Below are 15341 nucleotides of genomic sequence, written 5' to 3'. Positions count from 1 at the left end.
GATTAGTCGGATTCGGTATCTCTCCTCACCGCGCCGCGTCGCCCGGCAATCCCGGCGGTCGCGTTTCCTTCTCCTGCTTCGCGCGTGAGCGGCGCTCGGACGCCACCCAGACGCACAGCAACACGCCGCCGAAAATGGAACTCGCATAGGCGACAAAGTGGTAACAGGCGACCGTAAACAGTGCGCGGTGGCGCTGCGGTGGAACGGCTTCTGCCATCCCCGGGTCGAGAACGACGCCGAGCGCCTCGCTGTGGCGCCACACGCTAAAGCCCGTCAGCGCGGTTGCGACGGCGACCCCGCTAACAAGGAACGCGAGGGGTTTGAGGATCTCCCGCGGGGCGAGTTTGGGATGTGAACCGAGGGTCGCAGTGAGTCCTGCGGTGTATCCGAGCAGCACCCCGCCCCACCACCCACCCAAGAACCCCCAGCAGACCCCGAGCAGTGTCGGATCCGTGACGCCCGGGACGGGGCGGTGCAGCACCGTGAAGTATTCGGGGCACAGCCGTGCCGACAACTGATCCTGAAGAACCGCGTAGCCCACGATTGCGACGAATCCGAGGAGGGCGAACCGGTAGCGAGGGATGCGCCCCGCCACGACGGCGAGCAGAACGCACGCGGCGATCGGCAAAACGATCTGGTGCGTGTCGAGGGGCGGCATGACGTTCTCCTACTGACTTCGACTCACGGCAGTGTTCATGTGATCTACGGTGCGGGCCACGATCGCCCAAACCGTACCCGGAGGAGCACTGCACGGCCGCAAGCACCGCCCGATTCGCTCGCGCGATGCCGTGGATCGGCGATGGATGCGCTGGGGTCGGGCGAACTTGCCTACCGCGGTTAGGCGGCCGACATCTCGCACACCTCGAACCCCCGCGGCACGACGGCCTTCGCCGCCCTTACGCACTCTGCGGTCACCTCGGTGACCGTCTTTCCGGGCGGTACATCGGCCGTCACAACCAAGGCAGGGTGCAGGTTCACGCGGAGGATTGTCGTCTCGGGGACGAATTCATGAACCTCAGCAACTGCACCGAGCGGGATCGTCTTACCGGCCGGTGCCTTCAACGCAACTTTCTTGAGTTCGCCGGCCCCGCGGAATTGCTCGCCGAGCGTGTGGCGCATCGACCGCGATTCGAGTATCGCATCGGTAAAGTCCGGGTCGCCGATCTCGAAGCCGATGGCTTTCACGACATCCTCCGGGTTCAGTCCCAGTTCTTTCAACTTCTTGCGGTCGAGGGTGATCGAAAGGTGGGGTGCGCCGGGGGCGGGTGTGAGAGCGGGATCGAGGGCGAGACCGTCCTTCGCGAGTCGCTTCATCGCGGTGTCACCCACCTCCCGGAGTTTCGCCCACCCGTGTCTGCCCTTGTCAAGGATCGCGACGCGGACCGGGAACGGTCGGTCGGACGACAGGTCGGACACCCGGACCGAGACCTCACGGATCTCCGCAAGCGCCTTGCGAAGGTCGGCGGGGCCGACTCCCGGGGGGAGCTTCACGAGGAAGGTTACCGCATCCGTCTCACGTTCAGAGAACGCCAGACAGTCCGGACTTTCGGGTAAACCGCGGATCAGCTTTTCAACGCGAGCGACCGTATCCTGTGTGCGGGCCGAAGACGCCGCAGCGGGGAGCCACAGTTCGATCACCGCGCACCGATCCGCGGATAGGTCGGCGACCAACCCCGTCGTCAGATCCTTGGGATTAGTCTTCTCGAACTCGGCGAACCTCTTCCGTAACTCGCCGATCACGGACTTCGTGTCATCGACGCGAACTGCCTGCAGGGCCGCTGGTTTGCCGCCCACGCGGGTGAATCCATCGGATTTCGGGGCGAGTTCGACTCGGCTCACGTCTCCGAGGCAGATGATTTTCTCGTCGGAAGTCTCTTTCAGAAAGGTCCGGTGTAGTTGTTCAACGTCGGGGCGACGTCCCAGGAAGGTGAAGGTGAGCGGAGGAATCTTCTTTGCAAGGGCACGGCCGGGTTGCCCCGCCTCCATACGGATATTATGCAGTTCTACCATTTGCACGATGTCCCGGATTGTGATTTGGCTGGCGGCAAGTTTGTCCGGGTCGGGCCAAACCCGAATGGCGATCTCGGAGCGACTCACAGCACGAACATCGGCGACCCCGGGCACCCGTGTGAGTTCATCTTTCACCCGCTGTGCAGCGTAATTGTTCAGAAACATGGCGTCATACGTGCCGTTGGGGCTGGCAGCGGCAACCCAGAGAGTCGGGAAACGGCCCGGGTCGTCGTTCCGCACGGTCACACCCTCACGGCAGACGAGAGGTGGAAGCCGCGCATTGATGAGGGCCACGCGTTCTCGGACCAGGGCGGTCGCTACGTTGACATCTGTGCCGGACTTGAACCGCACGGTGAGCCTGTACGATCCGTCGTTGCGGCATTCCGATTCCAGAGACGTGATTTCCTCCAAATCTTTCATCTGGTGCTCAATCGGTACCGCCACCGTGTCGCAGATGACATGCGCGCTCCCGCCGGGGTAAACGGCATCGACGCGGACGGTTGGCCCGGCTCTCTTGGTCGCAGGAGGATCGGGTGCGTCCGGGGGAGCCGGTAAAGTTGGGCTGCCGCAGGCCGATACGGCAAGCAGGAGAACAGGGAGCAGGCGAGGGGTGGTTCGCACGACGTCACCTCTGGGGGATGAGCTCATGATAACCCGGCCGCGGGTAAGATCGTCGTGAAATGATGTGGGGCACGATGTGCCGGCCGGAGCGTGAAGACAGTGGCTCGGATGGCGTAAAGGCGTCGCCACTGCCGGTGGCGACGCGGCAACGCTTGGAGCCGTTCGGAACGCCCAGCCACAACGGTAAGCCCTACGCCTGCGGCCTTGCGGCCTCGCTTTCTCCTACTGACTTCGACTCGCGGCGGTGCTCATGGTGATCTACGGTGCGGGCCACGATTGCCCAAACTGTACCCCGAGGAACGCCATGCCTGTCGAGTTCGTAACCGGGGACTTGTTCGTGAACCGGGTGAATGCGGAGGCGTTCGCCCACGGGTGCAACTGCGTCGGGTCGATGGGAGCCGGGATCGCGATCGGGTTCAAGGAGCGCTACCCGGCGATGTTCGAGGAGTTCCGGCGGAGATGCAAAGCGAAGCCGCCGGAGTTCGCCCTCGGGGGCGTGTTCCTCTGGCGCGAAGAGGGCAAGCCGGCGGTGTTCAACCTGGGAACCCAACCGAGACCGGGGCGTGGGGCAACGTACCCCGTCGTTGAGGGCGTGCTGAAGGCGCTATGCGAGGTCGTTGACGAAGCCGGAATTCGTTCACTGGCGATGCCGCGGATCGCCGCGGGATACGGTGGGCTTTCGTGGAAGAAAGTCCGGGTGCTGATCGAAACGGCCTTCGCGAACTGGCCCGGTTTGCTTTGGGTATACGAAGAGTACCAGCCTGGGATGTAGCCGCTGTCTGACGATCACCGGTGCCGTGATTGTGCTAACGGATGTGATATGGTGCCGAAGAATGCAAAAAGAACCGGCCGCAGATCTTCGAGGTGTCGCCCATTCACCTCGTCGATTGCGGCCGGCTCGTAGGTACTATACCCGGTCAAAGGCGCCACGACCAAGACCTAGCGAGAGAAATTATCGATTATCGATAGGTGCGCCCGATTTTCCGACACTCTTTGTTTTCTCCCGACAATAACCGACCGTCGGTCTAGCTAAATGCAGTCTTCCTGACTAAGATCTCCAACAACACCAGCGATACCTTTCGCTCCACTCTCCCGAATAACAGACTTGTCCCGGCTCGCCCTCGGGACGCCGCCCGGATTGGGTTGAGGCCGCCCTTGCGCCTTCGCTTCCCCGATCCGGGCGGTTCTGTTTTCATGTGCCGGATGTCACTCCCGACCCTTGGTTCAGCAGAACAAATCTAATCGTCTGTGAACCGCTTGCGACGCAGCATGTGGTGGTAGTGCTGAGCGAACCGGTGCGACTCGTCGCGCACGTACTGAAGCAACCGCAGAGCGGCCGAGTGCCGACTGAGTTTGATCGACTCTTCGACGCCCGGGCGGAAAATCTCTTCTTCCTGCTTCGCCAGCGAAATGAGGCACGGCGGGGTGATGCCGAGCGCCTGAAACGCTTCGACCGCGGCGTTCAACTGCCCCTTTCCGCCGTCGATGAGCAGGATGTCGGGGAACACCTCGTCCTCGTCGCGGAGCCGCCGGAACCGGCGCGTAACGACCTCGCGCATACTGGCGAAGTCGTCAACGCCCGCAACGCTCTTGATCTTGAACCGTCGGTAGCCCGGTTTGAACGGGATGCCGTCGAGGAACGACACGAGCGACGCAACGGTGTCCTGCCCGCTGAGGTGCGCGATGTCCATTCCCTCGATGGTGCGTGGGGTGCTTTCAAGCCCGAGCACCTTACGCAACCCGACCAACCCCTTCTTCGGGTCGATCGGGAACACCTCCGGTTGAACGTCTTTCGCTGCGTCGCCGCGCATGTCGAGCTTCTGAACGGCCGTGATCTCGTCGCGGATCCGGCGGGCCTTCTCGAAGTTCAGCTCGTCGGCCGCGGCGTGCATCTGCTTCTCCATCCGCCGCACCAGCTTGGCCGTTTTGCCTTCCAGGATGAAGATCAGCTTCTTAATTTGTGCGCGGTAGTCGTCGCGCGAGACGCGGAAGTTGCACGGCCCTGTGCAGCGACGGATGCTGTGGAGCAGACAGGGGCGGAACCACTTCCAGCGGTCCTCGCCCGATTTGATGTCGAGCGTGCAGGTGCGGAACTGCAACAACCGTTGGAGTACGTCCACAGCAATGCGGAGCGGCTTGGTGCTGGTGAAGGGGCCGTAGAGACGCACGCCCTTCCGCCGCGGTTTGCGCGTGATCTCGACCCGTGGGAATTCCTCCCGGGTGCGAATTTGCAGATACGGAAAGGTCTTGTCGTCCTTGAGGTCTTTGTTGAATTTCGGCCGAAGGTCCTTAATCATCCGGGCCTCGGTGAACACGGCCTGGATGGCGTCGCTCGTCTCGATGTAGTCCACGTCCCGGACCAGCGGCATCCAGTCCTTGATGCGCGGGTCGTTGGCGGCCTCCTTGCTGAAGTACGACGAGGCGCGGTTGCGGAGGTTCTTGGCCTTGCCGACGTAAATGACGTTCGCGGCGGCGTCCTTCATGAGGTAGACGCCCGACGTGGTGGGGAACTCGCGCACCTTCGCGGCCGGGTCGCGAGGGTCTGGCGTCTGCTGGCTGACCGGGGGAACCGGGTCTTCGATCATGAGAGGTGTCCTCGCGTTCAGTTCCCCATTGTAGCAGCATCAGCGCACATTCTCACCCCACGAGAGCGTCCCGGGGTGATGTGACGTTCTGTACTCCCAGAACGAGACCGTGAACGATGCCCCCGAGTAACGGTGGCGTTCGCGTGCCATCAGAAAAGTGTGGGTCTTTGTTGCGGCGGCTCAATTGCCGGTTGGACGGGCGGAATGAGTTCGGGCGATTGTAGCTGGTAACAGAATGCTCTTGCCCGAGGCGGGCGTGCCGGGTTCGGCTGACGGGTCGTGACTTCGCGTCCATGAAGAGGGCTGACTTTAGACCCGGGCAAGAAGCGTCGGCGCGAGATCCGGATAGAGCATTTCGATGCAGTCCGGGCAAATACCATGCGTGAGCTGTTCCCCGGCGACCGGAACGTGTTCGCGCCATTCGTCGTGTGTGGTTCGTTCCCGCCGGCAGTGGCAGCACACCCGGATCAGGTCGGACAGCACACCGCACGAGTTGCGCAGGTGATGTGGCAGCATTGCGTAGTCCCCTTCTCAACCCGGCCCGCTCGCTTCACGCCGCAGCGCAAAAGTATCGCGGCACCTAAACTCAGTGAGTCTTCAGGGCGTAAGATTGATAGCAGCAACAGATGTGCCGTAAACTATCAGAATCAGATTGCAAATTGCGGCTCGCCGCACGATTCATCGCAATACCGCACCGTACAGACGGTAGGTGAAATAAGGTCAATCTATATATTGTTTTGGTGATTTGTAACCGCATGAATGTGCCAACTGTGTTGAGCGACGTTTCAGGTGCGCCGGCAGGGTCAGTCTGTTCCCGGAAGGGGTCGGTAGCCCGTGACCGAAACTTCGTTGCGAGCGGCGGGGCGGCGTAACCCCCGTTACACCGCCCCGCCGCTCGCAACCGACTGGCCATCCGAAGTACATTCGCTGGCGGCGGACTGGTCGCGGACTGGCGATTCGCTGGGGCGTCGCTACCCACAAATCACAAGCCAGACGACGCGATTACAGTTCACAAAGCTGGCGGCATCACCGATCGATAGAGCCGAAATGCTAGGTGTAATGTGTTGTCGAGGATTGGTTTGCGTTCAGCCAGTCTCGGTGGGCACGTGCTTCGTTCGTGCTGAACCTTGGTGCCACTCGAATCACCCTGTGGTGCTGCGGGCGATGTTCAGAAGTCCGGAACTACCTGGGAAGAGAAATGAGGGCGTGCCCCTACCGATTGAGTCAATCGACATGAAAGTGATGATTCGTCAGATTGTAGTGGTTGTGCCGATCGCATTCGTTGTTGCCGGCCCGTTGGTCGGATGATTTAGCCGGCTCTGAGACGGTCGGACTAGTCGAGGGCAGCGGCCCCGGCAGTCGCGGGGTCATATGGCACAAGCCACTGGAGCACTTCGATGCGGTTGCCATCCGGGTCGGAGACGAAAAAGCGGTCGGCGCCGTGGATGAGCGTCGTTTCGTGGATAGGGGTACCGTGCTCGGCGAAGTGGCGGCGAGCGGCTTGGGCGTCGGTGACACGGAGGCAGAAGTGACGCGGGCTGCGGGTGTCCGGTTCGTTTTTCAATAGGAGGTGGAGGGTGTGCCCGCCGCCGAGGTCGTACCACAGGGCAACGAAGTCGAAGGTTTTGGGCTTCGGGATCTCTTTCAGGCCCAGCACGCCGTTGTAGAACTGCCGGCTCCGAGCCACGTCGGTGATGATAACGGAGACGTGGTCAATGTGAGTCACGGTCAGGCCGGGCATCGCGGGGCTCCGATTCGGGCGGTCGTTGTTGTGGTTATCGTACGCTCGGCGGCAGTCAGCGCCTTTACTTCAGGGCGCGGTCCCTTGAGACAGTCGGGCGCAGTTGGTTTCCAAGTTCGGCCTCTGGCAAGTTCAACCAGTAAGTTTGGTGGGGCGCGGGAAAGGGGGCGGGTCAGCCGCGCGGAGTAGGGGCGCTGCCATCAGCCGAAAGAGCGACAGGCGCTCGATTCGGCGCCCCTCGACCGCGACAGGACCGCGTGCGAACTGACACCGAATGGGTCGAATTGGGGCGATCGCAATTTCTGCTCACCGCGTAGGGGTTCAAATTGGTACACTCGCTTGGTGCCGCCGAACCTCTCCTGCGGCGTGCTCGCGGCCCCGGGTGCGTGCCACCAAGTGGTGAACGTCGCCCACGCCCGCGCCGCCCGATATCCGTTGACCCACATTCGCAGAGGTTCGCACTCATGCACCGTCGGATCACGTTCGCCCTGGCCGTTGTGGCCGTGGGCGCGCTCGTCGCCGCAGACCGGCTCCCGCGGGCGTCGGCCGCGGAACCCGAAGTCGCCGGCAACTGGCTCCTCACCACTTCGCCCCGGGCGGGGATCGAGCAGGCGTACGCCATCATCAAGGTGGAATCAAAGGACGGCAAGCCGCAGGCCTCGGTGCTGCACTCGCCGCTCAAGGGGCTGAAGCTGAGCGTGAGCAAGTTCGCCGTCAGCGGCACCACGATCACATTCGACACCAGCATCGGCTGGACATTTGAGGGGTCGCTGGACCGGGGCGCTAAGCTCGCCGTCGGCAGCTTCGGTTCCGAGCAACTCCCCAACCGGGCGAAGCTGACCCGCACCGACAAGACGGAGTTGACCGCCGACGAGGCCATCTCCAAGACGGACGTACCGGCGCCGGCTGCAGAAGCCCAGAAGCTCCGCGCCGCGCCGCTGTCGCTGCGGAACCAAGCCGTAGGAGAGAAGGACGCCCAGAAGCGGAGCGATCTGATGGCGAAGGCCACCGCCGCGCAGAAGGAGGCGGACGAGAAGGTACCGGGGCTACTGCGCGAGGTGCTGTCCGCCAACAAGGACACTCTGTTCGCGCTCGACGCCGCACTGGAACTGGTACGGGGCGGGGCCAAGTCCAAGCTGACCGCCGAAGAGGCCGGTCAGTTGCTGACCCTGATCGAGCAGCGTACGAGCGGGTACGGTCCGCGGTATGCGCAACTGCAAACGATCGCGGCGGTCGAGGCGGTGGTCGCTCAGAAGTCCCTCGCGGGCACCGCTGAAGGGGCCGCCGAGCGGCTGTCGAAGGCGCCTGGGGCGTCGGCCGAGTTCCGGGCGCGCGCCCTGACGGCACGCAAGACCGCGCTGGACGCCCTGGGCCGCGGCGACGACGCCAAGGCGGTGGCCGGGGAGATCGCGAAGCTGGAGGTGCAGATCGACACCGAGTACCTGGCCAAGGTGCCGCCGTTCAAGCCGACGGCGTTCGCCGGGCGCAAGGACAAGAGCGCGAACCGGGTGGCGGTGCTGGAACTGTTCACCGGCGCCCAGTGCCCGCCGTGCGTGGCCGCCGACGTGGCGTTCGACGCGCTGCTCAAGTCGCACAAGCCGACGGACCTGGTACTGCTCCAGTACCACATGCACATCCCCGGCCCCGACCCGCTCACCAACCCGGCCACGATCGCCCGCTGGGACTACTACCGTAAGGAGTTCCCGGACGACATCCGGGGCACCCCGAGTACCCTGTTCAACGGTAAACCGCTGGCCGGCGGCGGCGGCGCTATGGCGAACGCCGAGAGCAAGTACAAGCAGTACGCCGGGATCATCGCGCCGCTGCTGGAAGAGACGACCGCGGTGAAGGTGGCCGGGAAGGTGACCCGGACGGGCGACAAGCTGGACATCGCGGTGGAGGTGACCGGGGCCGAGGGCGAGGACACCCGGCTGCGGCTCTTGGTGGTGGAAGAGAACATCAAGTACGTGGGCGGGAACAAGCTCCGGTTCCACCATCAGGTGGTGCGGGCCACGGCCGGCGGTGCGGACGGGGTGGCGGTCAAGGACAAGGCGTTCTCGCACAGCGCGACCGTGGACCTGGGCACGGTTCGCAAGGACCTGACCACGTACCTGGACGAGTACGCGCAGATGCGGGCGTTCCCGAACCCGGCCCGGCCGCTCGACCTGAAGGGGCTGCGGGTCGTCGCGCTGGTCCAGAACGATAAGACCAAGGAGATCCTCCAGGCCGCGCAGATCGACGTGCAAGGGACCGCGGAAGGCTCGCGCTGAGTGCGCTCCGTTGGGCGGGCGGGATCGGTGTGCGGTTCTGCCCGCCCGACGTTCGTTACAGCGGCGGAGTTCAGCCGGCCGCCTGACGATGCAGCACGTACAAACGTTCGGTGGAATCAGTTGGGTGTGGACGCGCGGGGTTGTGCCTCAGCGGCGGACGGGCTCAGGCGCTAAGACCGTGGGGGCCGATCAGCCCTTCTTCGAGTTGAGTAGCGCGGCGAGTTCCGCTGCCGACTGGAACCGCCGGTCCGCGTTCTTGTCCAGGAGGCGAAGGACGACCTCTTCGAGCCACTCGGGGATGTCCGGTCGCAGTTGGCGTGGCGGCACCGGGGCCGTGAAGCACACCGCGTACAGGATCGCCATCAGGGCTTTCCCGCGGACCGGCGGTTGCCCGGTGCAGAGGGCGTAGAGCACCCCACCGAGGCTGAACAGGTCCGATGTCGCGGTCACGCGGTGCCCGTGGACCTGCTCCGGGGACATGAAGTGCGGGGTGCCGACCATCGCCCCCGGGTGCGACATCTGGGCGTCGTCGCCGCTGCGCGCCAGTCCGAAGTCGGCCAGTTTCGCCGTCCCGGTCTCGGTCTCCAGAATCACGTTGGCGGGCTTGATGTCCCGGTGAACGATCCCCTTCCGGTGGGCGGCGGCGAGCCCGGAGGCGATCTGGGCACCGAGGTTCACGATCTGCGGCACCGGGATCGGGTGCCGCTGTTCGATGTACCGATCCAGCGGTTCCCCTTCGACGAATTCCATTGCCAGGTAGGGGACCCCGGCGGCCTCGCGGACGGAGTACACGGTGACGACGTTGTCGTGGCGGATCGCCGCGCACGCCCGGGCCTCGCGTGCGAACCGCTCGCGGGCGATGGGATTGGCGCTGGTCTCCGGGGCCATCATTTTGACCGCCACCCACCGCGCCAAGCTCGGCTCGAACGCTTTGAACACGACCCCCATAGCCCCGCGGCCCAGGACCGACCGCAGCTCGTACTCACCGAGCCGGCACCCACGCGCGGGCAGCTCGCTGAGGAAGTTCGGTTGGAACTGGGGTAGTGTCGAACTCACGTTCACGCGGGTCGGCGCCTCGTGGCCGACGAACGGCGTGTGTCGGGCGGCGGCCCACACGTCAACGCGGGTCGCCGGGGCCGGGCGCTGCGGGGGCGCGGGTGTGGGGGCGCGGCGGAACTTCGACCCGGGGGCCGTGTTCGACCGGTTGACGCCGAGCAGGTGGGCCATCTCCTGCGCGCCGGCCGAGAGCACCTCGGCGAAGTCCGGGCAGTCACGCACGTCCCGGTTCAGCAGTTCGCCGAACTCGGTGATCTTCGGCACCACCCCGCGCATGAACCGGATCAGCGCCGGCTGCGGGAGGTCGTACCGGGTGCGGGCAACGAGCAGGACGTAGTCCAGGAGATCCGGGTACCGGATCACGGTGTCCAGGTTGGCGAGGAGGCCCGAGAAGTAGAGCAACTCGGCCCGGCGCCGGAGGATGACGGGGCCGCCGGCGAGTTGGTCGGGGTTATGGTGGTGGCGGATCGGCTCGACGACCTCTGGGGGCAGTTTCCAGCCGGCGAGCAGTTCGGCGCTGATCTCCGCGTGGCTGATCCCGAACACCTCGGTTTCGGCCTCGCACGCTTCGGACAGCAGCCGGTCCCCCCACCGCTCGGTCAGATCGGCCCAGTCGTCGGGGTAGGTTTGTTGGAGCAGGACCGCGCCCAGGTCGCGGAGCAACCCGGCGACCATGTCGTCGGCCGGACTGCTTCTGGGCTGGAGCGCAGAGAGCTCGTAAGCGATCAGCGCGCCGGCGACCGAGTTGATCTGGTTCGCTCGGGTGAGCGGGTCCGACTGGGCGCCTTTGGCGGCCGGCATCGACAGGCTCAGCACCAGCGAGCGCACGGTGCCCAACCCGAGTACGGTGACGGCGCGGTCCAGCGAGGTGATCGGCTTGCTGCGGCCGTACAGGCACGAGTTCACGACCTTCAGCAGCCGTGCGCAAAGGGCCGGGTCTTGCCCCAGGAGCGAGACGATTTCGTCCGGATCGCAGTTCGGGCGGCTTGCGGCGTTGACGACCTGGAGCGCGAGCGCCGGAGGGGTCGGGAGCCGGCGCGGGTCCATGACCGCGGCGAGGACGGTTTTGCGGTTGTGTGGCATGGCGGTGGGCGTGTCCGGAGCGAGGGGCGGTGCGGACACAAATTCTCCTTACGCCCGTTCGGGGCGCCAGATAACCACTCTACCGCAACGGTGCGGTGCGAACGGGGTGGAGTCAACTGACGGATCGGGCGGAACCGGATCGGTGCCGAAGCGTGTTGATGTGATTCAGGCGGGGGGCGTAGTTTTCGGCCGTGGCGAGGGGGCATGTGCCCGGAGCCCGTGTCCGTCACTCGGCGGTGCCGCACGACGTTTCGCGCAGCACCGCCGAGTGACGGACACGGGCTCCGCCCGGGTATTAGTGTCTGTTAGTGGCCTAATCTTTGTTGATTAGACATTCTTACCGGGACGATATTGTCCGCCGGGTCAGACCGGCAGTAACGTTCGACTCATAAGAAGTAGACACAACGTGCCGGGCTGGCTTATTACTTCCCGCAACTGCTGCACCCCGACGAGGCGGTGCGGCAGCCGGAGGCGCCGGTGAACGCAACCGAGGCGATGATCAGAGCGATGAGGAGAGCGCGCATGAGGAGTACCTTCCGTGGCGGGCGAGTGTGACCGGCCGTCGTGGCCGGAGCCGGTTCCCGTCGCGGCACCGCGGCCGGGAACTAGTGTGTGATATCGGCTGTTGCTGGGGTGCGGTGAAGTGTGGGAACCGCGTTCCGCGTCGAGAAACGCCCCCGGTGGTCGGGCGGCGATGATGGTTCCGATTATGCGGGTGAGACCGTGCATTACCTCCTGATCTACGAAGTGGTTGCGGAGTACGCCGAGCGGCGCAGCGCCTACCGCTCGGCCCATCTGGCACACGCTTGGGCCGCTGCGGACCGTGGGGAACTGCTGTTGGGCGGTGCGTTAGCCGATCCGGTTGACGGGGCGGTGCTGCTTTTCCGAGCCGATTCGGCCGCCGTGGTGGAAGCGTTCGCAGCAGCCGACCCGTATGTGATCAACGGGCTGGTGACCCGATGGCGCGTGCGGGCGTGGACTACCGTGGTCGGGGAAGGGGCTACGAACCCGTTGCGCCCGACGTAGCCGCCGTGCGAACCGACTCGACGGTTATGCGCGTGCAACGGATTTGACCTGACGCGATGGCGGCACGCTTGCGGATTGTGGACGCCCGTATGAGGTTCGCATCTTTGCGGTTAGGGCGACGGCTCGTGCCCCTAACCGCTTTTGGGCTCCTTCAGACGAACGGTAAGTCATGCTCCCAGCGGCCGTTCATCGGGGCGCGCGATGAGGTGGTGGTCACGGGCTCTCGGCCGCCGCAGTGCGGCGACACCATCAGCTCGGTCGCCCGAACCGAGTTGGGTAACCGCACGGGCACTCGACCGGTCTTACTGCCGTGCCGTTCCCTTTACATTCATCTTCAAGCTGTACAGCCCGGTGCCGGCGGTAATGAACAGAGTTTTCATGTCCTTACCGCCGAAACACACGTTAGCCGTCCATTGCTCCGGTATATCGATCTGTGCGACCTTCTTGCCGGTCGTGTCGTAAACAGTCACGCCCCTTCCCGTCAGGTAAACGTTGCCCCGCTCGTCGATAGTCATCCCGTCCGAGCCCTGCTCGCAGAACACGGCGCGGTTCTTGAGCCCCCCGTCCTTCGCGGCGTCGTACCGGTAGGTCTTGTTCCCGCCGATGTCCGCAACGTACAGGGTGCTGCCGTCCGGGGTGCCGATGATGCCGTTGGCCTGCTTCAGTTCGCCGGCGTCGGCTCGGGAGAGCTTCCCGTCGGCGGACAGGAAAAACACCCCTTGCGTCGGCTGTTCCGCCGGGCCGCGCTTCCAATACCCGCGCTTATAGTACGGGTCGGTGAAGAACGCGCTGCCGTCGTCACGGACCCAGATGTCGTTGGGGCCGTTCAGGAGTTTGCCGCCGAACTCCTTCACCACCACTGTCTTTTCTTTTGTCTTCACATCGATCTTCCACAGTTCGTTCTTCTCGTCCGCGCAGGCCCACAGCGCACCCGCCTTATCGAAGGCGAGCCCGTTCGAGCGCCCGCACGGCTCCATGAAGGTGGACAGTTTGCCGTCCGTGCTCCACTTCAGAATGCGGTCGTTGGGCTGGTCGGTGAAGTAGACGTTGCCGTCGGCGTCGGGTGCCGGGCCTTCGGTGAACTTGAACCCGCCGGCGAGTTTCTCAACCTTCGCGCCCGCGGCCACCGGTGAGTCGCCCTCGGCTTTGGCCGTCAAGAAGCCCTCGGCGCGCATCCACTCCGCGCACCGCGCGGGCCAAGTCGCGTGCGGTTTTTCGGCCGCGCGCATCCCGAACCCGTGCCCCCCTGCTGAGTAGACGTGCAACTCGGCGGGAACGCCCGCTTTCTTGAGCGCCGCAATCATCTTGAGGCTGCCGTCGAGCGGTCCGTTGTCGTTGTACGCCAGCGCGAAGAAGCACGGCGGCGTGTCCTTCGAAACGCGGATCTCCGGTGCCAGTTGCTCCTTGTTCTCACGGTCCACCACACCGCCGGGGTAGATCAGCACCGCGAAGTCGGGCCGGCAGCTTAGCTTGTCGGCCCCGTCAACGGGCTCGTAAGAGCGGCGGTCGCCGTTGGTTGCGGCCCACGAGGTCAGGTGCCCGCCAGCGGAGAACCCGAGCATGCCCACCCGTTGCGGGTCGATGTTCCATTCGCTCGCTTTGCTCCGCGTCAGGCTGAGCGCGCGCTGCGCGTCCTGGAGCGCCCCGAGCGGCGGCGCGCCCTTCGCGGCGCCCGGGCGCCGCGGCACGCGGTACTTCAGCACGACGCCGGTCACGCCGATCGATTGGAGCCACTCGCCCACCATCGTGCCCTCGTGCTCCCACGCGAGCACGTTGTACCCGCCGCCGGGCGCCACCACGACCGCCGCGCCGGTGCTTTTCTCCTTCGTCGGGCGATAGATGGTCAGAGTCGGTTTCGAGACGTTGGTGACAGATGTGATCGCGTCGCGACCTTTCGCGGGCGTGGCCTTTTCTTCGCCAATGTCTCCCTTCTCGCCCGGCGCCGTCTGGGGCCACACGGTGACCACCGGGGGCAGTTCAGCGGACCGTGCGAGGAGCGGAACGACCAGCGCGATCGCCAGCGCTGAGAGTAAACGGGTGCGGAACATGCGTGACCACCGGGAGGGGAAGGACGAGCCGCCATTGTTCCCGGAACGCTCCCCCGGGTCAAATGTTCCCGGATGCGACATGCGTTGATGTGATCGGCGCCGGCTAGCGTGCCGTGGTCGGTCGCACAGGGCAGGGGGCCTGTGCGACCAATCGGGTTCACTTCTTCGGGGTGGTAGAGGGCTTGTCGTCGCCCTCGTTCGTCCACTGACGGCCGATTGAGTTGATGTCTTTCGGGACCGCCACGTTCGGCGGTTGCTGCCCGAATTCCTTTACGCGGGCCGCGCTGATCTTCTTCGTGTCGACCTTGAACTCTTTGTCGCGTTTGGCCTCCAGTTCCGGATCGACTTGTCCTGGACCCATCAGCGACCAGATCAGCAGCGGCTCGCCCATCGGGACTGCGGTGGAGGGGTCGGGCCACGTGTGCCACGCCTTACCCCACAGCGTCATCACCGCCTTCATGAACGTTTTTTCTTCCTCCGGGCTCATCTCGGGCGCGATGAGCCCGCCCCCCAGCACCTCGTAGGTGTGCGCGTGCCAGTACTTCTTTTCAGCCTCGGGCAACTTGCGGTACGCGGCGTCGGAGATGAGGTACTCGACGCCGATCAGCTTCGCGTTCTTACCGGTGCCGTCGTACAGGGTGCATTGGAATACGTCGCCATCCGGGCCGCCGGTGTGCGCCGCGCAGAAGTGCTGCGTGATGAACTGGAGCTTCGGGTTCGTCTTGGCCATGTGGATCCCGCAGAAGTGGAAGTGCGGCGAGGACATTGGCCCGCCGGCCTTCCCGTGGTCTGCGGCCGACGCTTCCGAGCCGGCGCCACAAGCCGGCACCACGCCCAGAGCGGTGAGCGCCCCGAACAACTCGCGACGATCCATACTTTCACCCCCGAGTGATGGGAAACC

10 protein-coding genes are annotated in these 15341 nt (G+C 64.7%); 3 read left to right on the top strand and 7 right to left on the bottom strand.

Annotated elements, in window-relative coordinates:
• Positions 1–25 precede the first annotated feature (25 nt).
• Both R5W23_RS22225 and R5W23_RS22220 read right to left on the bottom strand, forming a co-directional pair.
• The gene (locus tag R5W23_RS22225) at positions 26–658 is read right to left on the bottom strand and encodes a hypothetical protein (RefSeq protein WP_320688182.1); all 633 of its coding nucleotides are present in this window, start codon (positions 656–658) and stop codon (positions 26–28) included.
• A gap of 179 nt (positions 659–837) precedes the next feature.
• Positions 838–2658: an efflux RND transporter permease subunit gene (locus tag R5W23_RS22220; protein ID WP_320688181.1), complete on the bottom strand. Its 1821-nt coding sequence runs from the start codon at positions 2656–2658 to the stop codon at positions 838–840.
• A 277-nt stretch (positions 2659–2935) separates the two neighbouring features.
• Between R5W23_RS22220 and R5W23_RS22215 the strand changes: the two genes are divergently transcribed.
• On the top strand, positions 2936–3403 hold the full coding sequence (locus R5W23_RS22215; RefSeq protein WP_320688179.1) for a macro domain-containing protein: 468 nt from the start codon (positions 2936–2938) through the stop codon (positions 3401–3403).
• Between the two features lie 466 nt (positions 3404–3869).
• Here R5W23_RS22215 and R5W23_RS22210 read toward each other — a convergent pair whose 3' ends face one another.
• Both R5W23_RS22210 and R5W23_RS22205 read right to left on the bottom strand, forming a co-directional pair.
• Complete coding sequence (locus R5W23_RS22210) at positions 3870–5216, bottom strand: excinuclease ABC subunit UvrC (RefSeq protein WP_261186602.1); 1347 nt, start codon at positions 5214–5216, stop codon at positions 3870–3872.
• 1333 nt (positions 5217–6549) lie between these two features.
• Positions 6550–6957: a VOC family protein gene (locus R5W23_RS22205; protein WP_320688178.1), complete on the bottom strand. Its 408-nt coding sequence runs from the start codon at positions 6955–6957 to the stop codon at positions 6550–6552.
• A 464-nt stretch (positions 6958–7421) separates the two neighbouring features.
• Between R5W23_RS22205 and R5W23_RS22200 the strand changes: the two genes are divergently transcribed.
• A complete protein-coding gene (locus tag R5W23_RS22200; protein WP_320688177.1) occupies positions 7422–9227 on the top strand; it encodes a hypothetical protein in 1806 nt (601 codons plus the stop codon).
• A 189-nt stretch (positions 9228–9416) separates the two neighbouring features.
• Here R5W23_RS22200 and R5W23_RS22195 read toward each other — a convergent pair whose 3' ends face one another.
• Positions 9417–11405, bottom strand: a complete 1989-nt coding sequence (locus R5W23_RS22195) for a protein kinase domain-containing protein (protein ID WP_320688176.1) — start codon at positions 11403–11405, stop codon at positions 9417–9419.
• 684 nt (positions 11406–12089) lie between these two features.
• On the opposite strand from R5W23_RS22195, the gene R5W23_RS22190 reads away from it, so the two are divergent.
• Positions 12090–12392, top strand: coding sequence for a YciI-like protein (locus R5W23_RS22190; protein ID WP_320688175.1), 303 nt, complete (start codon positions 12090–12092; stop codon positions 12390–12392).
• A gap of 302 nt (positions 12393–12694) precedes the next feature.
• Here the strand turns inward: R5W23_RS22190 and R5W23_RS22185 are convergent, their stop codons facing one another.
• Both R5W23_RS22185 and R5W23_RS22180 read right to left on the bottom strand, forming a co-directional pair.
• On the bottom strand, positions 12695–14440 hold the full coding sequence (locus tag R5W23_RS22185) for an SMP-30/gluconolactonase/LRE family protein (RefSeq protein WP_320688174.1): 1746 nt from the start codon (positions 14438–14440) through the stop codon (positions 12695–12697).
• A gap of 157 nt (positions 14441–14597) precedes the next feature.
• Positions 14598–15314, bottom strand: a complete 717-nt coding sequence (locus R5W23_RS22180) for a DUF1264 domain-containing protein (protein ID WP_320688173.1) — start codon at positions 15312–15314, stop codon at positions 14598–14600.
• Between the last annotated feature and the right edge of the window lie 27 nt (positions 15315–15341).

Source organism: Gemmata algarum (assembly GCF_034097035.1).
Lineage (GTDB): Bacteria > Planctomycetota > Planctomycetia > Gemmatales > Gemmataceae > Gemmata > Gemmata algarum.
The sequence above is the reverse complement of the archived record's forward strand: the minus strand, read 5'-3'. Positions and strand labels throughout refer to the sequence as shown.